Source organism: Thiohalocapsa marina (assembly GCF_008632335.1).
GTDB lineage: Bacteria > Pseudomonadota > Gammaproteobacteria > Chromatiales > Chromatiaceae > Thiohalocapsa > Thiohalocapsa marina.
Map to the genome: position 1 here is coordinate 154,125 of NZ_VWXX01000005.1, position 17,166 is coordinate 171,290.

General features: G+C 66.7%; 15 protein-coding genes. 11 read left to right on the forward strand and 4 right to left on the reverse strand.

Annotated features, from left to right (window positions below; all coding sequences use genetic code 11):
• Nucleotides 1–140 precede the first annotated feature (140 nt).
• From fabF to F2Q65_RS05910, 7 genes are all read left to right on the forward strand, one after another.
• Nucleotides 141–1,379, forward strand: coding sequence for a beta-ketoacyl-ACP synthase II (fabF, locus tag F2Q65_RS05880; RefSeq protein WP_150091365.1), 1,239 nt, complete (start codon nucleotides 141–143; stop codon nucleotides 1,377–1,379).
• A 203-nt stretch (nucleotides 1,380–1,582) separates the two neighbouring features.
• On the forward strand, nucleotides 1,583–2,449 hold the full coding sequence (pabC, locus tag F2Q65_RS05885; protein WP_170265558.1) for an aminodeoxychorismate lyase: 867 nt from the start codon (nucleotides 1,583–1,585) through the stop codon (nucleotides 2,447–2,449).
• Nucleotides 2,446–3,576 (forward strand): endolytic transglycosylase MltG, encoded by a 1,131-nt coding sequence (gene mltG / locus F2Q65_RS05890; protein ID WP_211353962.1) that lies wholly within the window; start codon nucleotides 2,446–2,448, stop codon nucleotides 3,574–3,576. The genes pabC and mltG overlap by 4 nt, the downstream gene beginning before the upstream one ends.
• Before the next feature lie 7 nt (nucleotides 3,577–3,583).
• A complete protein-coding gene (gene tmk / locus F2Q65_RS05895) occupies nucleotides 3,584–4,243 on the forward strand; it encodes a dTMP kinase (protein ID WP_211353963.1) in 660 nt (219 codons plus the stop codon).
• The gene (locus F2Q65_RS05900) at nucleotides 4,236–5,327 is read left to right on the forward strand and encodes a DNA polymerase III subunit delta' (protein ID WP_150091369.1); all 1,092 of its coding nucleotides are present in this window, start codon (nucleotides 4,236–4,238) and stop codon (nucleotides 5,325–5,327) included. Before tmk ends, F2Q65_RS05900 begins: the two co-directional genes overlap by 8 nt.
• Before the next feature lies 1 nt (nucleotide 5,328).
• The gene (locus F2Q65_RS05905; RefSeq protein WP_150091371.1) at nucleotides 5,329–5,694 is read left to right on the forward strand and encodes a PilZ domain-containing protein; all 366 of its coding nucleotides are present in this window, start codon (nucleotides 5,329–5,331) and stop codon (nucleotides 5,692–5,694) included.
• 248 nt (nucleotides 5,695–5,942) lie between these two features.
• On the forward strand, nucleotides 5,943–6,755 hold the full coding sequence (locus F2Q65_RS05910; protein WP_150091373.1) for a TatD family hydrolase: 813 nt from the start codon (nucleotides 5,943–5,945) through the stop codon (nucleotides 6,753–6,755).
• Nucleotides 6,756–6,791: 36 nt separating this feature from the next.
• Here F2Q65_RS05910 and pap read toward each other — a convergent pair whose 3' ends face one another.
• The 3 genes from pap to F2Q65_RS05925 all read right to left on the reverse strand — a co-directional run bounded on the left by pap (nucleotide 6,792) and on the right by F2Q65_RS05925 (nucleotide 10,103).
• A complete protein-coding gene (gene pap / locus F2Q65_RS05915; RefSeq protein WP_150091375.1) occupies nucleotides 6,792–8,348 on the reverse strand; it encodes a polyphosphate:AMP phosphotransferase in 1,557 nt (518 codons plus the stop codon).
• Nucleotides 8,349–8,390: 42 nt separating this feature from the next.
• Nucleotides 8,391–8,846 (reverse strand): acyl-CoA thioesterase, encoded by a 456-nt coding sequence (locus F2Q65_RS05920; RefSeq protein WP_150091377.1) that lies wholly within the window; start codon nucleotides 8,844–8,846, stop codon nucleotides 8,391–8,393.
• Between the two features lie 117 nt (nucleotides 8,847–8,963).
• On the reverse strand, nucleotides 8,964–10,103 hold the full coding sequence (locus tag F2Q65_RS05925) for an aminotransferase class V-fold PLP-dependent enzyme (RefSeq protein ID WP_150091483.1): 1,140 nt from the start codon (nucleotides 10,101–10,103) through the stop codon (nucleotides 8,964–8,966).
• Nucleotides 10,104–10,424: 321 nt separating this feature from the next.
• On the opposite strand from F2Q65_RS05925, the gene F2Q65_RS05930 reads away from it, so the two are divergent.
• Nucleotides 10,425–11,351, forward strand: a complete 927-nt coding sequence (locus F2Q65_RS05930; RefSeq protein WP_150091378.1) for a glutathione S-transferase family protein — start codon at nucleotides 10,425–10,427, stop codon at nucleotides 11,349–11,351.
• A 227-nt stretch (nucleotides 11,352–11,578) separates the two neighbouring features.
• On the forward strand, nucleotides 11,579–11,968 hold the full coding sequence (locus F2Q65_RS05935) for a hypothetical protein (RefSeq protein ID WP_150091380.1): 390 nt from the start codon (nucleotides 11,579–11,581) through the stop codon (nucleotides 11,966–11,968).
• A 78-nt stretch (nucleotides 11,969–12,046) separates the two neighbouring features.
• Here F2Q65_RS05935 and F2Q65_RS05940 read toward each other — a convergent pair whose 3' ends face one another.
• The gene (locus tag F2Q65_RS05940) at nucleotides 12,047–12,763 is read right to left on the reverse strand and encodes a cytochrome-c peroxidase (RefSeq protein WP_150091382.1); all 717 of its coding nucleotides are present in this window, start codon (nucleotides 12,761–12,763) and stop codon (nucleotides 12,047–12,049) included.
• A gap of 245 nt (nucleotides 12,764–13,008) precedes the next feature.
• Here F2Q65_RS05940 and F2Q65_RS05945 point away from each other — a divergent pair, with 245 nt between their 5' ends.
• Both F2Q65_RS05945 and F2Q65_RS05950 read left to right on the forward strand, forming a co-directional pair.
• Nucleotides 13,009–15,723 (forward strand): cation-transporting P-type ATPase, encoded by a 2,715-nt coding sequence (locus F2Q65_RS05945; RefSeq protein WP_386114810.1) that lies wholly within the window; start codon nucleotides 13,009–13,011, stop codon nucleotides 15,721–15,723.
• A 60-nt stretch (nucleotides 15,724–15,783) separates the two neighbouring features.
• Nucleotides 15,784–17,154, forward strand: coding sequence for an EAL domain-containing protein (locus F2Q65_RS05950; RefSeq protein WP_150091384.1), 1,371 nt, complete (start codon nucleotides 15,784–15,786; stop codon nucleotides 17,152–17,154).
• Nucleotides 17,155–17,166: the final 12 nt, after the last annotated feature.

Consider the following 17,166-nt stretch of genomic DNA (forward strand, 5'->3'; position numbering starts at 1 on the left):
CAAGCATTCGCATCCGCCCGTCATGTCGGCGACGTCCGCACAGGCTCCGGCGGAACGGTCAGTGATCGCGCAGCGTCCCCGGGGCCGGCCAGTCAAGGGCCGGACAGGCGGGGCGGTGACGAGCAATCGAGAGGTTAGCCATGTCAGGTAGAAGGGTCGTCATCACCGGACTGGGCATCATTGCTCCGGTCGGGCTCGACATCAAGTCGGCCTGGGACAGCATTCTTGCCGGTCGCAGTGGGATCCAGCCCATCACCCATTTTGATGTCGCACCCTTCAACACGCGTTTCGGCGGTCCGATCTACGGTTTCGACGCCACGCAGTACGTGTCGAAGAAGGATGCGCGCAAGATGGATGCCTTCATCCACTACGGCGTCGCCGCCGGCACCCAGGCCATCGAGGACTCCGGGCTGGAGATCACCGACGCCAATCGCAAGCGCATTGGCGTCGCCATCGGCTCCGGCATCGGCGGCATCACCGGCATCGAGAACAACTACGCCGCCTACCGCGACGGCGGGCCGCGGAAGATCTCGCCCTTCTTCGTGCCGGCCAATATCGTCAACATGGTTGCCGGAGACCTGTCCATCAAGTACGGTCTCAAGGGGCCAAACTTTTCCATCGTGTCCGCCTGTAGCACGGGTACGCACAACATCGGTGAAGCGGCCTACATGATCCGCCATGGCATCGTCGACGTGATGATCGCCGGTGGCGCCGAGATGGCCACCTCGCCGGTGGGTCTCGGTGGCTTCTCCGCTGCCCGGGCGCTGTCCACCCGCAACGACGATCCGCAGCGGGCCAGCCGTCCGTTCGACAAGGATCGTGACGGTTTCGTGCTCAGCGACGGTGCCGGTGTCATGGTGCTGGAGGAGTACGAGGCGGCCAAGGCCCGCAACGCCACCATCTACGCCGAACTGGTGGGCGTCGGCATGAATTCCGATGCCTATCACATGACCGCGCCGTCGGAGAACGGCGAGGGTGCAAGCGACTGCATGCGCCTGGCCCTGCAGGATGCAGGCCTGGATGCCACGCAGATCGACTATGTCAACGCCCACGGCACCTCGACGCCGGCGGGGGACATCGCCGAGACCAAAGGCATCAAGCTGGCTTTCGGCGCCCATGCGTCGAAGCTGGCGGTCAGTTCCACCAAGTCCATGACCGGCCACATGCTCGGCGCCGCCGGCGGTGCCGAGGCCATCTTCAGTGTGCTGGCCATCCGCGACCAGGTGGCGCCACCGACCATCAACTACGAGACGCCGGATCCGGAATGCGATCTGGACTGTGTGCCGAATACCGCCCGTGCGATGAAGATCGACTACGCCTTGAGCAATTCGTTCGGGTTCGGTGGTACCAACGGCACGCTGATCTTCAAGCGCCCCTGATCGCAGGGCCCGGCGGGGCCGATGCCCCTGAGCTCAACAGGACAGGCAGCAGGGCCAGCCATTTCAAGTTTGCCGCTTTGCCGCAGCTCGATTAGCCGCAGAGACACAGAGAACGCAAAGCGCACGCAGAGACGTTTACGAACAGGCTGGTGGGTCTCTGCGTTCTCTGGGCCTCTGCGGTTTGAATTTGGAATTGCTGGCACGTGACCCGGAACCTGATCCGGATCGCCGCCTTGGTGAACGGGCAGCCGAGCCATGCGGTGGATGTCTCCGACCGGGGCCTGCTGTATGGCGACGGGGTGTTCGAGACCCTGGCTGTGCGGGCGGGTCAGCCATGTTTGTGGTCGGCCCACATGGAGCGGCTACGGCTTGGGGCAGACCGGCTCGGTATCCCTGCTCCTGATGCGGGCATTCTGCGGCGGGAGGCGGATCGACTGCTCGCGGGCAGCGAGATCGGGGTCCTGCGCGTCACGCTCACCCGCGGTGCCGGCGGTCGAGGCTACTGGCCGCCGCCAGGACTGACGCCGACGCGTATCCTGGCGCTGTATCCTTCGACGACGGACGTCTCCGCTGCGGGGTCGGTGTCCTCCTCCCGACTGACCCTGTGCCGGACCCGACTGTCGGAAAACCGCCAACTGGCTGGCATCAAGCACCTGAACCGGCTGGAGCAGGTTCTGGCGCGGTCGGAGTGGCAGGATCCCGACATCATCGACGGGGTCATGCTCGATGGTCACGAGCGGGTGATCTGCGGCACCATGACGAATCTGTTCCTACTGGATGAGCGGGGCCTGTCGACACCCGATCTGACGCATTGCGGCGTGCAGGGCACGGTCCGCGCCCTGGTGCTGAAGCACGCGCGTGCGCTGGGCATCACGTTGGACGTGCGGACCCTCCAGGTCGCGGATCTGATTCGGGCGAAGGCGGTATTCGTGACCAATGCGGTGCTGGGCGTTGTCCCGGTCGCTGCCTTTGATGGCACGCGCTATGACCCCGGCGCCATGCCGGAGCCGCTGCGTCGGCTGATCCAGCAGGTGCGGCGGGCGGCGTTGACAGTGGAGACGGCAGAGTGAAGACCATCGTCGCAACCCTCCTGACCCTGCTGCTGCTGGCCGCCCTGGCTGGCTGGGCGGGCTGGGGCTGGTACCAGGACTTCCAGCAGCAGCCCCTGGCCCTGGATATCGAACCGCAATCCGGGCAGGACGCTGAGCAGGGTTCCGGGCAGGCGACCTTCACCGTGCCGCCGGGCGCCACCATCCGCAGCGTGGCACACGCCCTGGCGGATCGCGGCTGGCTGTCCAGCCGCTTCCTGTTCACCCTGCTGGCCTACGATCGGGGCCAGCAGAATGCCCTCAAGGTGGGTGAATATGCCATCGAGCCGGGCATGCGCCCGGGCGATGTGCTGGACCTGCTGACCTCCGGCCGATCGATCCAGTTTCCGGTGACCTTCATCCCCGGCAGCACCTTCCGCGAGGCCCTGGCCGCCATTCGCCAGCGCGACGACGTGTTCGAGATCGAGCTCGCGGATCTGGACGACGTGCAGATCCTGCAGCGGCTGGGCATCGAGCAGGCACATCCCGAGGGCATGCTGTATCCCGACACCTATCTGTTCGATCGTGGCACCACGGATACCGAGATCCTGCAGCGGGCCCACCGGCGGCTGCAGGCGGTGCTGGCCGAGGAATGGACCGCTCGGGCCAAAGACCTGCCGCTGCAGACGCCTTACGAGGCCCTGATCCTGGCCTCCATTGTGGAAAAAGAGACCGCCCTGGCCGCGGAGCGTCCGCGCATCGCCGGGGTCTTCGTGCGCCGCTTGCGCAAGGGCATGCGCCTGCAGACGGACCCGACGGTGATCTACGGCATGGGCGATACCTTCGACGGCGACTTGCGCCGCGCCGATCTGGAGCGTCCGACCCCGTACAACACCTATGTCATCAGCGGGCTTCCGCCGACGCCCATCGCGCTGGTGGGCCGGGAGGCGATTGCGGCAGCGCTGAACCCGGCCGAGGGCGATGCGCTGTACTTCGTCGGCCGGGGCGACGGCAGTCACCATTTCTCCGCAACCCTGGACCAGCACAATTGCGCCGTACGCCACTATCAGCTCAATCGGCCCTGCGCACGCCTGCAGCCGCAGGAGACTGCCCCAGCATCATCCCTGGCGTCCGGGGAAGACACCGGCTCCGGAGGGGCAGGGCAATGAGGGCACAATGAACCCATCATCGCCAGGTGTGCCGGGCCGCTTCATCACGCTGGAGGGGATTGAAGGGGCCGGCAAATCCACCCAGCAGGCTGTGGTCTGTGACTGTCTGCAACAGGCCGGCATCGCGGTGGAACTCACCCGGGAGCCCGGTGGCGCCGCGCTGTCCGAACGCATCCGCTCGCTGTTGCTGGACCCGGCCAACCAGGGCATGGCGGTGGATACCGAGCTGCTGCTGATGTTTGCCGCCCGCGCCGAACACCTGCAGCGAACGATCCGGCCCGCCCTGGCGGCAGGGCGCTGGGTGTTGTGCGACCGCTTCACCGATGCGACCTACGCCTACCAGGGCGGCGGACGTGGCGTGGCACGCGAACGGATCGCGCTGCTGGAGACGTTCGTGCAAGGCCAGCTGCGCCCCGATCTGACCCTGTTGTTCGATCTGCCGCCACACGTCGGCCTGCGGCGTGCCCGCGGGCGGTCGGCACCGGATCGTTTCGAGGCCGAGGCAGAGGCCTTTTTCGAGCGAGCGAGGGCGGAGTATCTGCGCATTGCCGAGCGCGAGCCCCGGCGCGTGCGCCGCATCGATGCGGATCGGCCGTCGGCGGCGATCAGCGCCGAGCTGCGCGACCTGCTTACGGCCTATGTCGCCGATTGCCGAGGCCATGGCTAGGCCGAGCAGACCGGCCAGCCAGGCAGCCACCGCTGCTGGCCCCGCGCGCGATGCAACGCTGGGGCCGTGGATTGATGCGGAGCTGCCGCCCTGGTTCGCGACGCAGTGGCAGCAGTTGCAGGCGGCGCGGCAGCAGGGGCGGCTCGGCCATGCCCTGTTGTTCGCAGGGCCTGCGGGGATCGGCAAGCGCCGGTTTGCAGACCTGTTCTCCGCCAGCCTGCTGTGCGCGGCGGCGGATGCCCAGGGCATGCCCTGCGGCCAGTGCGCTGAATGCCGGCTGCTGCAGGCGGGCAATCATCCGGATCTGATCCGCCTGCAACCCGATGCCGACGCCAAGAGCGGCGAGATCAAGGCCGAGGCGGTGCGGGCGCTCTGCAGCCACCAGGCGCTCACCGCCAACCGCGCCGACCGCGCCATCCTGCAGATCGCCCCGGCGGAGGCCATGAACGCCTTTGCCGCGAACAGCCTGCTGAAGACCCTGGAAGAACCGACGGATTCGACCTTGTTAGTGTTGATCTCGGAAGACTGGAGCCGTCTCCCCGCGACCATCCTCAGCCGCTGTCACCGCCTGACACTGTCGGCACCGGCAGCGGCGGAGGCCGTCGCCTGGGTGGCGGAGCGGCTGCAGGGCCATACCCGGGAGCAGATCGCGCTGCTGCTGCAACTGGCCCATGGGGCACCGCTGCGGGCGCTGGCTCTGGCCGAGGGCGATCATCTGCAGGCACGGGACGCCGCCTTCGACCAGTTTCGCGGCGTGGCCCAGGGGCGGATCGACCCGGTGGCCGCCGCGGCCGCCTGGCAGCGGCAGGATGCAGAGGCGCTGCTGGATTGGCTGGCCGGCTGGGTCAGCGATCTGCTACGCCTGGGCCAGGATGAGGCTGCAGCCTATCTCAACAACCCGGACAAGCGCGGGATGCTCGCGCCGCTGGTGGCCGGGATCGAGCCGGCGGCACTGCATCGCTACCTGCAACAGGTGCTCCGCTTCCGGGCGCTGAGCAGGAGTTCCGCCAACAAGCAACTGCTGTTCGAGTCGCTGCTGGTACACTGGGCGCGGCTGCGGACGCTATACCGGACCACGGGGTGACATGGACAACGGAGCAAGCGAGAACACCAACGCACGCCAGCGGGTGCTGAGCCTGGTCATCCGGGACCAGGCGGCCCTGTATGCGTCGTACATGCCGTTCATCAAGAACGGTGGTCTGTTCGTGCCGACCACCGGCGACTACCGACTGGGCGACGAACTCTTCGTGCTGTTGCAACTGCTCAACGAGCCGGAACGGCTGCCCATCGCCGGAACCGTGGTCTGGGTCACGCCCCAGGGCGCCGAGGGCAACCGGCAGGTGGGCGTGGGCATACAGTTCAGCGATCAGGACAAGGGCGACGCGCGCCGCAGGATCGAGCATTACCTGGCCGACAGCCTGGATTCAGACCGCCCGACTCATACCTTGTAACCACCCCGTATAGCGCATTCGACCACAACCCGCGAGGAAAACCGAAGGCGGTTTATACCTGCTCACAAACGAGATTTCGGTTTTCGTGGGTTGGGTGTCGGCGGTCTGGGGACGCCGTGAATACTTCCCTGTAGGCTTCACGATCGCATCCCTGCGATCGAGACCCCTGACCGCCGACACCCAACCCGCTCAAGCTGTCGCCGAAAACTGATGATCATTGGCTATACCACGCGCTCAGAGACCCAGCCATGCTTGTCGATTCCCACTGCCACCTCGACCGGGTCGACCTGACCCCGTACCAGGGTCGATTCGATGACCTCATGCGCCAGACTCGGAGCGATGGCGTAGGGCACATGCTGTGCGTCTGCATCGACCTGGAGCACTATCCGGCCATGCGTACGCTGGTGGCGGATCATCCGGACGTGTCGGTCTCCGTCGGGGTGCACCCGAACGAGACCGCCCATGACGGCGACCCCCGCCGGGAGCCGGACAGCGACGAACTGGTGCGGCTGGCCGCGGATCCGCGCGTGGTGGCCATCGGCGAGACGGGACTGGACTACCACTACAACCAGGGCGACCTGCGCTGGCAACGTGACCGGTTTCGGGTGCACATCGACGCTGCCCGTCGCTGTGGCAAGCCGCTGATCATCCACACCCGCGCTGCGCGCGAGGACACCATCGACATCCTGCGCGACGCCGGGGCGCGGGACGCCGGCGGTGTGATGCACTGCTTCACCGAGACCTGGGAGATGGCCAGCGCGGCCCTGGACCTCGGCTTCTACATCTCTTTTTCCGGCATCCTCACCTTTAAAAACGCCGCAGACCTGCGGGAGGTGGCACGGCAAGTGCCCCTAGATCGGCTGCTCATCGAGACGGACTCGCCCTATCTGGCGCCGGTGCCCCATCGCGGCAAGCCCAACGAGCCGCGCTTTGTCCGCCATGTGGCGGACCAGGTGGCGGAACTGAGGGGCATGGACGTGGAGGAGGTGGTGGCGATCACCGGCGACAACTTCTTCCGGCTGTTTGCGCAGGCGCAGCGGGAAGGCGCCGCGCCAGGCTGATCGCCCGGCGCTGCGCTTTCCGCCCTGCGCTCGGCCTCATTCGGCTTTGTCGGGCAGGTGCTCGCCGCAGCGCGTGACGGCGCCGCCGGACGTTTTGTACTTGGGGTCCTTCAGCGCCTTGCGCAGCGCATCGCAGACCGTCTGCAGCACCTTGATGCGGGCATAGGGCTTGTCGTCGCCCTCCACCAGGGTCCAGGGGGCCTGCTCGGTGCTGGTGCGCGCCACCATCTCGTTGACGGCGGCCTTGTACTGCGGCCACTTCTCGCGATTGCGCCAGTCCTCGTCGGTGATCTTGTAGCGCTTGTAGGGGGTGTCTTCACGGTCCTTGAAACGCCGCAGTTGCTCCTCTTCGCTGACCTGCAGCCAGAACTTGAGCAGGATGGCGCCGTTTTCCACCAGTTCATCCTCGAACTCGTTGATCTCGGCATAGGCGCGCCGCCATTCGGCCTCGCTGGCAAAGCCCTCTATCCGCTCCACCAGCACCCGGCCGTACCAGGAGCGGTCGTAGATGATCATGTGGCCGGCCCGGGGCACGTGCCGCCAGAACCGCCACAGATAGTGGTGGCCCTTTTCCTCGTCCGTCGGCGCGGCCACGGACATGGTGCGATACAGTCGGGCATCCACCGCGGCGGTGATGCGGCGGATGGCACCGCCCTTGCCGCCGGCGTCCACGCCCTCGAACACCAGCACCGTCGAGCGCCGCTGCTTGTAGGCCTCCCAGGTAAGTTCGTTGACCTCTTGCTGCAGCCGCTTCAGCTGCGCCTTGTAGGCATCGCGGGCCAGGCTGCGGGTCAGGTCCATCTGGTCCAGCAGGGTGATCTGGGCGCTGGCGGATTCGGGCAGTTCCAGCGGATCGGCCGCCGTCGGCGGTTCCGTGACCACCGGCTGGTTCAGCCGCGCGCGGATCGCCTGCAGCAGGGTCTTGCCGACAGTAAGGTCGCGATAGCGCTTGTCCTCGGCCTCCACCAGGTACCAGGGCGCGATGCCGCGGTCACTGTGGCGAATGACGCGCTCGGCGACGTGCTCGAAGAGCTTGTACTGCTCGGAGAATTTGGACTTCTCCGGCAGCATCTTCCAGCGGCTGCGGTCATCGCGAGAGAGTTCCTTCAGCCGCTTTTTCTGATCCGGTTCGGACAGGTGGAACCAGAACTTGACGATCAGGGCACCGTCGTTGGTGAGCATGCGCTCGAAATCCACAATGCGGTTCAGCTCCGCATCCAGCGCGGCATCGTCGCACAGGCCCTGGAAGCGATGCTCGATGGGGTCGAGGTACCAGCCGCCGAACAGGATGGAGATCTCGCCGCGGCGGGGCAGGGTGCGCCAGAAGCGCCAGTAGCGCGGGCGCTCGCGTTCCTCGTCGCTGCGCTCCCAGAAGGCGAAGGTCTGCACCCCTCGGGTGTCCAGCCACTCATTGAGGCGGTTTACCACCTCGCCCTTGCCGGCCGCCTCGACGCCGGAGACAATCACCACCACCGGGGTGTCCGTGCCGATGATCTCACGCTGTACCTCCAGCAACTGGGTGCGCAGTTCGTCCTGCTGGGCCTTGTATTCCGTCTTGCTGACCGAGCGGCCGACTTTGGTTGCCTCGAACATGGGCTTCTTGACTCCTCGTGCTGACCCAGACAGCAGGCCCGATCAGGCCTGCTGCCGACTGATGTTGCTGATGCTCCGGGACCGTCCGTCGGCGTCCACTGCGACATAGACCAGACGGCCCTCCGCCACCTGGTGGCCGTTCTCCGGCAGGGCCTCGCGACGGGCCCAGGCACTCACCTCAACTGTGATCGAACTGTTGCCGACCTGCACCGCGCGGGCGAACAACTCGACCAGATCGCCGACCCGTACCGGGGACAGGAAGCGGAAGTCCTGCACCGCGACCGTAGCCACGCGTCCGCGTGCCTGGGCCACGGCCACCGTGGCGCCGGCCAGGTCCGCCTGCGACAGGATCCAGCCGCCGAAGATGTCGCCGTAGGGATTGGTATCCGCTGGCATCGCCAGCACCCGCAGACCCAGTTGCCAGCGCCCGGGGTCGGCGCTTTCGGCCGGATTCAGATCACTGCGGGGGTCGAGTGGTTGTCCGGGTGTTGCGTCCATGTATCAATGGTCGCACACCAGGGCAGGGCATGCAGCCGCTTTGTCGGCTGTCCTGTCCGCTTGCCGGCGAATCACTCATCAGGAGCACCATAGTCGAGCTGACAGCCAGTTCATCAGTCAGGCCATCAGGCCGGTGGCCGTCTCCAGGGTCAGCGCGATGGCGCGTTCCAGTTGCTCCGTCCGCGTGTAGAAATGGGGTGAGAAGCGCAGGCCGCCACCGCGGCTTGCGCACATCAGGCCCTGGGTCATCAGCGCCTGGTACAGGGCCTGCTGATCGATGCCGGGGACGCGAAAGGTGACGATACCAGCCCGTCTGTCGGGCGCGCGGGGGCTCAGGAGCTCCAGGCCATGCTGGTCGATGAGCGCGATCAGTCGATCCGTGCGCTCGGCGATGGCGTCGGCGACAGCCTGCATGCCGACCTCCTGCAGTAGCGAGAGGCTGGCCTCCAGCGCATGGGCGCCAAGCAGGTTGGGGCTGCCGGACTCGAAGCGGCGCGCATCGGCGGCGGGCTGCCAGTCCTTGCGCTCGAAGTCGCCCATGTCCTGCACCATGTGCCAGCCGAATTGACTCAGGCGTATCTGCTCGCGCAGCTCGGGACGACACCAGAACAGGGCGAGTCCCTCAGGGCCGAGCATCCATTTGTGGCCGTCAGCCGCGACGAAGTCCGCCTGGACGCGCTCGACATCGAAGGGCAGGGCGCCTAGCCCCTGGATACCGTCGATGCAAAACAGGATGCCCCGCGCCCGGCAGGCGGCACCCAGCCGCTCGAGGTCCAGACGCAATCCGCGGGCATACTGCACCCAGCTCACGGCCAGCAGGCGGGTGCGCGCATCGCACAGGGCCAGCAGGGCGTCCTCAGGATTCTCGCCAGGCCTGAGATCGTAGAGATCGAGCCCGCGCCAACGCACGCCACGGTCCGCCAGCGCCTCCCAGACGATGCGGTTGGATGGAAACTCCTGGACGATACCAACGACAGTATCACCCGTCTGCCAGGGAAGTCCCTGAGCGACCATAGACAGGGCCTCGGATGTGCTCTTGGTCAGCGCGATGTCCGTCGCTGCCGCCGCGCCGATCAGCGCAGCCAGGCGCTCGCGTAGCCGCGTCTCGGTGGCGAGCCAGCGCATGTAGCGCCTGGAGCCCGTGGTGCCGTTCTCCGCAGCGAAGCGCTGCACGGCCTCCACGGTCCGGCGCGGCCAGGGTGAGACCGCGGCATGGTTCAGATACAGGATGTCGTCTTGCAGATCGAAATGTTCCATGGACATGATCAGTCCCACCTAAATTGCAGAGCTTGTGGCGCGCTATCATCTCAGAAAGAGCCGTCGACAGTGCCGCAAGACGCATCAGCTGCTGTCGGTGATGCGCAAGTGCGCCGATGGCTCTGTCGACCAGTGCGGTGTGCTAGCGGTGGCCCTCGAGCTCGATGCAGCCGTCGTTGCCTTGCTTGGCGCTCGACTTGTCCCCACCTGCAGGTATCATTTTTCCAATAGCAGTGACCGAAGGCGTCCGTCTGCTACTCGGGCAGCAGCCTGAGCATCACGCCACCCATTGGCACTTGGCTTCAGGGAGCCGACATAAGCATGCACGATACCGGAGAGTTCCGCCGCTGGGAGTCCACCTTTCGCCACTGGGTCACCGCAGACGGCAGTCCCGGACCCACAGGCGAGGGTGGTTTTCCGGCGGCGCCGGGACGGTATCATCTGTATGTTTCCTACGCATGCCCCTGGGCCCATCGCACCCTGATCGTCCGCGCCCTGAAGGGTCTGGACAAGGCCATTTCCGTATCCGTCGTCCACCCCATCATGCCCGCCGAGAGCTGGGTATTCGGCGAATACCCAGGCTCCACCCCGGACCAGGTGCACGGCTTCAGTCGGCTGGGGCAGCTCTACGAACAGAGCGCTCCCGGCTTCGACGGCGTGGTCACGGTGCCGGTGCTCTACGACATGGAGCGTCAGTGCATCGTCAACAACGAATCCTCCGAGATCATCCGCATGCTCAACCGCGCCTTCGATGCCTGGGGATGCGCTGAGCTCGACTTCTACCCAGCGCATCTACGCGACGAGATCGACGCCGTGAACGCGCTGGTCTATGAAAACATCAACAACGGCGTCTACCGCGCCGGCTTCGCGACAACCCAGCAGGCCTACGAGGCCGCCTACGATCAGCTGTTCGACACCCTCGATGCGCTCGAGACACGGCTGGGCCGACAGCGCTATCTGGTCGGCGATCGGATCACGGAGGCCGATTGGCGACTTTTTCCCACCTTGGTGCGCTTCGACGCCGTCTATCATGGGCACTTCAAGTGCAATCGCCAGCGCCTGGTCGACTACCCCAACCTTTGGTCTTATACGCGAGAGCTGTACCAGATTCCCGGCGTCGCCGAGACCGTCCATATGGACCACATCAAGCTCCACTACTACGGCAGCCACCGCGGAATCAACCCAACCGGGATCGTGCCGAAGGGGCCGGACCTGGACTTCAGCACACCCCACGGCCGGGATGCATGACACAAAGTCCATGAGGCACCGGCAGACGTCGGTCTTGCCCAGGCCCTGTATCGGGCCATCAGTCGTCAGATATGCCTTACTTTACATAATATACATTATGCGCAATCCCGCCGAGGGGCCGATTCGCCGCCAGGGCGCCTGCTGACTGGCTTCAGGCCGAATCCCATGAGCTCCTGGCGGCGGGCTTCGCGGCAGAATCTGCCACCTTGCGGGCGCTGCAACGGCGCTTGCAGCTCACCAACGCTGAGACCGCCTCGCTCCTTGGCGTCCACCCCCGGACCTATCGCGGTTGGCTGGCCACGGGTCAGGCGGCCCCGGCGGCAGTGCGTCTGCTGGCGATCCTGGCGGGCTTTGTGCCCTGGGTCGGCTGGGACGGCTGGGAGGTCGAGCGCGGGCTGTTGTTCCCGCCTGGCTACACCCGCGGCGGCATCGCCCCGGGTGAGTTCTTCGCCCTGGTGTTCTACCGCCAGCAGGTCAGCGAGCAGCGGCGCTTGCTGCTCGAACGTGAGGCGCGCATCACGCAATTGCAGGCCGAGGTGGCAGCCCTCGATGAGCGTGTCGAACGGCTGCAGGCACAGCGCTCCGGGGTGGCACGCTCCAGGTATCGGCGCCGCTGATTGTTGCTTCCGGCGCCGTTGCCTTCCCTGGCGATGGATTCGGCGTCCTGGCCGAAATGACGGCGTTGATGGGATGATTCAGTGTTTTCCGGGTTCCAGTGGAACGCCGCGGCGCTCATACCTCACATAGGACTCGAGGGCGATCATGCGTGGATCGGCCGGGCTCATTGCCTCGCCCTCCAGCGGGTTGCGGATGCACCAGTTGTCGTCGGTGACCGCAAAGCGCCCCAGCTCCGAGCTGTCGGGATCGGTCAGCACGGTCTCGTCGACATTGGCGCCGGCGTGCTTGGCGCTGAGGAAGGCCTGTGCCAGGGTCGGCACCGTCGGCTCGATACGGTTGATGCCGACGCCGATGTTGTGGAACCTGTTGTCGGTGAACAGCGCCTGATCCTGCTCGATGACATGACAGGAGACGCAGCGCCCCTGCACCAGGAAGACGCTCAGACCACGGATCTGCTGCGGTGTCATGGCATCCGCCTCGCCGCCGAAATAGAAGCGGTCGAAGGGCGAATCGCCGGCGATCAGCGTGCGCTCGAAGCTGGCGATGGCCTTGGCCACCTCGTCCATGGTGATGGCATCGGGCTCGGTGCCGAACACCTCGCGAAATGCCTCGACATAGGCCGGATCGGTACGCACCACCTCAGGGATGGGCCCATGATCCGCCAGGCCGCCCTCCACCGGATTGACGAACGGCCGCAGTGACTGCGACTCCAGCGTGGGCTCCCGTCCGTCCCAGAACTGGCTGGTGAGATAGGCCGCATTGACCACCGTCGGCGCGTTGCGGGTACCGCGCAGGGCATTATTGCTGGCCGCCTTCCAGCGTGGCTTCTATAGTCAAGGCATTGGCCGGCGCGGTGCGGCACGCGCCGGCAGACAGTGCCTATGGGAGATCCGGCGTGTTTGATCGCAACATTCTGCTCTTCGACATCATTGCCCTGGAGTGGCTGATCGCCATCCTGGCGGCGCTGGTGTTGGTGCTGGGCGGCGGCTTTGTGGGCTGGGGCGTGGGCCGTCAGCGGCGTGCCCTGAAACGCGTGCGGCTGCAGCCGGAACAGACGCGCTGGCACAGCCTGACGGAGGCGCAGACCCTGCAGCAGCTGCAGGCGGATGCCCATGGCCTGAGCGCGGCGGCGGCCCGGCTGCGGCTTACCGAACATGGCGCCAACCGGCTTCCGGAGGCCAGGCCGCGCAGCGCGCTGGTGCGATTCCTCGCCCAGTTCCACAATGTGCTGATCTATGTGCTGCTCAGTGCCGGGCTGGTGACCGCGATGTTGCAGCACTGGCTCGATGCCGGCGTGATCCTTGGCGTTGTGCTGGTGAATGCCGCCATCGGTTTCGTGCAGGAAGGCAAGGCGGAAGATGCCCTGCGCGCCATCCGGCGGATGCTGTCGCCCCTGGCGATGGTCTGGCGCGACGGCCGGCTGATCAGCATCGAGGCCGCCAATCTGGTGCCTGGCGACCTGGTGGCCCTGCAATCAGGCGACAAGGTGCCCGCGGACCTGCGTCTGCTGCGTACCAAGGGGCTGCAGATCGAAGAGGCGGCGCTCACCGGGGAGTCACTGCCGGTGGACAAGCGCCCGGACCCCCTGCCCCGGGATACCGTGCTGGCGGATCGACGTTGCATGGCCTACTCGGGCACCCTCGTCACCCACGGCCAGGGCAGCGGCATCGTCGTTGCCACCGGCGCCGACACCGAGATCGGCCGCATCAGCGCCCTGGTTGCCGGCGTGCAGCAACTCACCACGCCGCTGTTGCGGCAGATGGCCCAGTTCGGCCGCTGGCTCACCGGCGCCATCCTGTTGCTGGCCGCCGCCGGCTTCGCCTTCGGCATGCTGGTGCGCGACTACAGCGCCAGCGAGATGTTCATGGCCGCGGTGGGCCTGGCCGTGGCCGCCATCCCCGAGGGGCTGCCGGCCATCATGACCATCACGCTGGCGATCGGTGTGCAGCGTATGGCCGCGCGCAACGCCATCGTGCGTCGGCTGCCGGCGGTGGAGACCCTGGGCACCGTGGGTCTGATCTGCTCGGACAAGACCGGCACCCTCACCTGCAACGAGATGACCGTGACCGCCATTGCCACCGCCGGGCGGCAGCTAGGTCTGAGTGGCGCCGGCTATGATCCCCATGGCACCTTCAGCGTCGATGGCGAGCACCTGGCGCCACAGGGCGATGCGGCGCTGCAGGAGATCCTGCGCGCCGTTGTGCTGTGCAACGACAGCACCCTGGAACAGCTGGACGGCGACTGGCGGGTGCATGGCGACCCGATGGAGGGCGCCCTGCTGGTGGCCGGCGCCAAGGCGGGCCTGGACCTGGTGCGGATCGCCAAGGACTACCCCCGTACCGACCTGATCCCATTCGAGTCCGAGCACAAGTTCATGGCTACGCTGCACCACAGCCATGCCGGTGAATCCTTCATCTATGTCAAGGGCGCGCCGGAGGCCGTGCTGGACATGTGCGCCACGCAGCGGGCCAGTTCCGACGCGGGGGCCACAATCAGCGCCCTGACGCCGGCGCTCTGGCACGCGCGCATGGAGGCGATGGCGGATGTCGGCCTGCGGGTGCTGGCAGTGGCGGTCAAGCCGGCGCAACCGCATCGCTCCGAGCTGGACTTTGCCGATGTCGACAGCGACCTGACCCTGCTGGGGCTGTTCGGCCTCATGGACCCGCCCCGGGCGGAGGCCATCGCCGCCGTGCGCGACTGTGCCGCCGCCGGCATCCGGGTGAAGATGATCACCGGCGATCATGTGGCCACGGCGCGCTCCATCGCGCGTCGCATCGGTCTGGCCAATCCGGATGCCGCGCTGACCGGGAGGGAACTCGACCAGCTGGACGATGCCACGCTGCAGCAGCGCGTGGCAGAGGTGGATGTCTATGCGCGGGTGACGCCGGAGCACAAACTGCGACTGGTGCAGCTGTTACAGGGTGCCGGGCGGGTGGTGGCGATGACCGGCGACGGCGTCAACGATGCGCCGGCGCTCAAGCGGGCGGATGTCGGTATCGCCATGGGGGTCAAGGGCACCGAGGCCGCCAAGGAGGCCGCCGAGATGGTGCTGGCGGATGACAATTTCGCCTCCATCGCCAGTGCCGTCGAGGAGGGGCGCACGGTCTACGACAACCTGCGCAAGGCGATCCTGTTCATCCTGCCCACCAACGGCGGCGAGGCCCTGGTGGTGCTGGGTGCGATCCTGTTCGGTTTCCAGCAGTTTCCGCTGACGCCGGTGCAGATCCTGTGGGTGAACATGATCACCGCGGTCACCCTGGCCCTGGCGCTGGCGTTCGAACCGCCTGAGCCCGGGGTCATGCGCCGGCCCCCGCGCAATGCCGGCCAGCCGGTGCTGACGCCGCTGTTCCTGTGGCGCATCGGTTATGTCTCGCTGATCCTCATGGGCGGCACCTTCGGCCTCTTCCTGTGGGAACTGGAGGCCGGCGAAGGCATTGCGCATGCACGAACGGTGGCGGTTAACACCCTGGTCATGTTCGAGATCTTCTATCTGTTCAACTCGCGCTACATGACCGCCCCGGTGCTGAATCGCGAGGGCCTGCTGGGCAACCGCTTCGCATTGCTGGCGGTGGGCCTGCTGCTGCTGTTCCAGTTGGGCTTCACCTACCTGCCGCCATTGCAGGCGCTGTTCGGCACCGCCGCCATCGGTCTGACCACCTGGCTGCGCATCGTCGCGGTGGCGGCGTCCGTGCTGTTCATCGTCGAGCTGGAGAAGGCCCTGGTGAGGCGCTACACCAGCAACAGCAGACCTTGAGCTTGTGGCGGGCGGCGGGTAACCTGCGGCGATCTGCTTCAACAGACAGGCAACCCTTGCATGGCCGTGTCTCCCATCGTCGAAGTGCTCTGTCTCGGTGTCGACGCCGCGGGTCTCGGCGTCGGCGAGCAGCCGCAATTGGCGAACGAGGAACTGGCCTTTACCGTTGCGACGGACCGCCCGGCCGTGCACCAGGCCTTCTCGCGGTCGGGGCGCTGGGACATCATCCTGTGCAGCGCGGCGGCATTCTACGATCTTGCGGTGGACTACTGGCTGCAGGACGACGATGACGGTGAGCGGGTCGCGTCCTTGATCCTGGTGCGCGGGCCGGGGAGCCAGCTGGCACCGGCGGAGGCCGCGGCCCGCGGGGCGGCCGACCTGGTGACCCACGGCGATCGTGAGCATCTGGCGATGGTCATGGCCCGGGAACTGGCGGTGGCGCGGTTACGCCGCCGCCTCGATGAACAGCCCGCCACCCCAGGCCAGGCTGCGCTGCTGTTGCCGCGGATCATCGATTACGAACGTCCGGCGCCCATCAGTCGCGGGGCCGCCGCGGCCGAAACCGAAGCCGCGTTGCAGATCCCGCAACTGGCCGCCACCGCCGGCGAGATCACGGACCGGCATGTCAAGGCGTTGATCGAACACGGCGGCCTGACGCTGGAGTTCCAGGCCATCGTGCCCCTACGGCAGCGCCATGACCTTCGGGCGCCAGATGCGGGCATGTTCGAGGCCCTGCTGCGGCTGCGCGACGAGCAGGGCCGCTTGTTGCCGCCGGGGCGCTTTTTCCCTGCCGCGACGCGGCATCAGTGGCTGGGTCGGCTGGACCTCTGGGTCTTTCGGCGCGCGCTGTCGGTGCTGGCGGGCGTGCAGGCCGCCAGTGGCGAGATGCCCCGGCTGTTCCTGAATCTGTCCGCGGAGACGCTGCACGCCCGGGAGGTCGGCGATGCGGTGATTGCTGCCGTGGCCGACGCCCGGATCGGCTACGGCAGCCTCGTGGTGGAAGTGCAGCGCGACACGCTGATGCAGGACCCCCCTGCCCTGCGTCGCTTGGCCAAGACGCTGAAGGCCAACGGCCACGGATTGCTGCTGGAACAGTTCGGCAGCGCGGATTGCGGCCTGCTGAGCGCGCAGAAGGACCACCTGACCCATGTCAAGCTGGCGGCGGCGCTGGTCCAGGGTGGGGACCGCGCGTTGCTGCGCAGCGATGACATCCGGCAGTGCGTGCGTTGCGCCCGCAACCACGGCGTCCAGGTCATCGCGCTGGCAGTGGATGACCCGGCGATGCTGCCGGGCCTGCATGCCCTGGGGGTGGATTACGTCCAGGGGCACCTGTTCGGGTTGCCCAGCGAGAAACTGGTCTACCCGGCACTGGTGCGGACGGAACTTGGACCTCCCCAGGGGCCGACTCGAGGGTCATCTCAGCCCGGCTGATCGGCGCTGCAG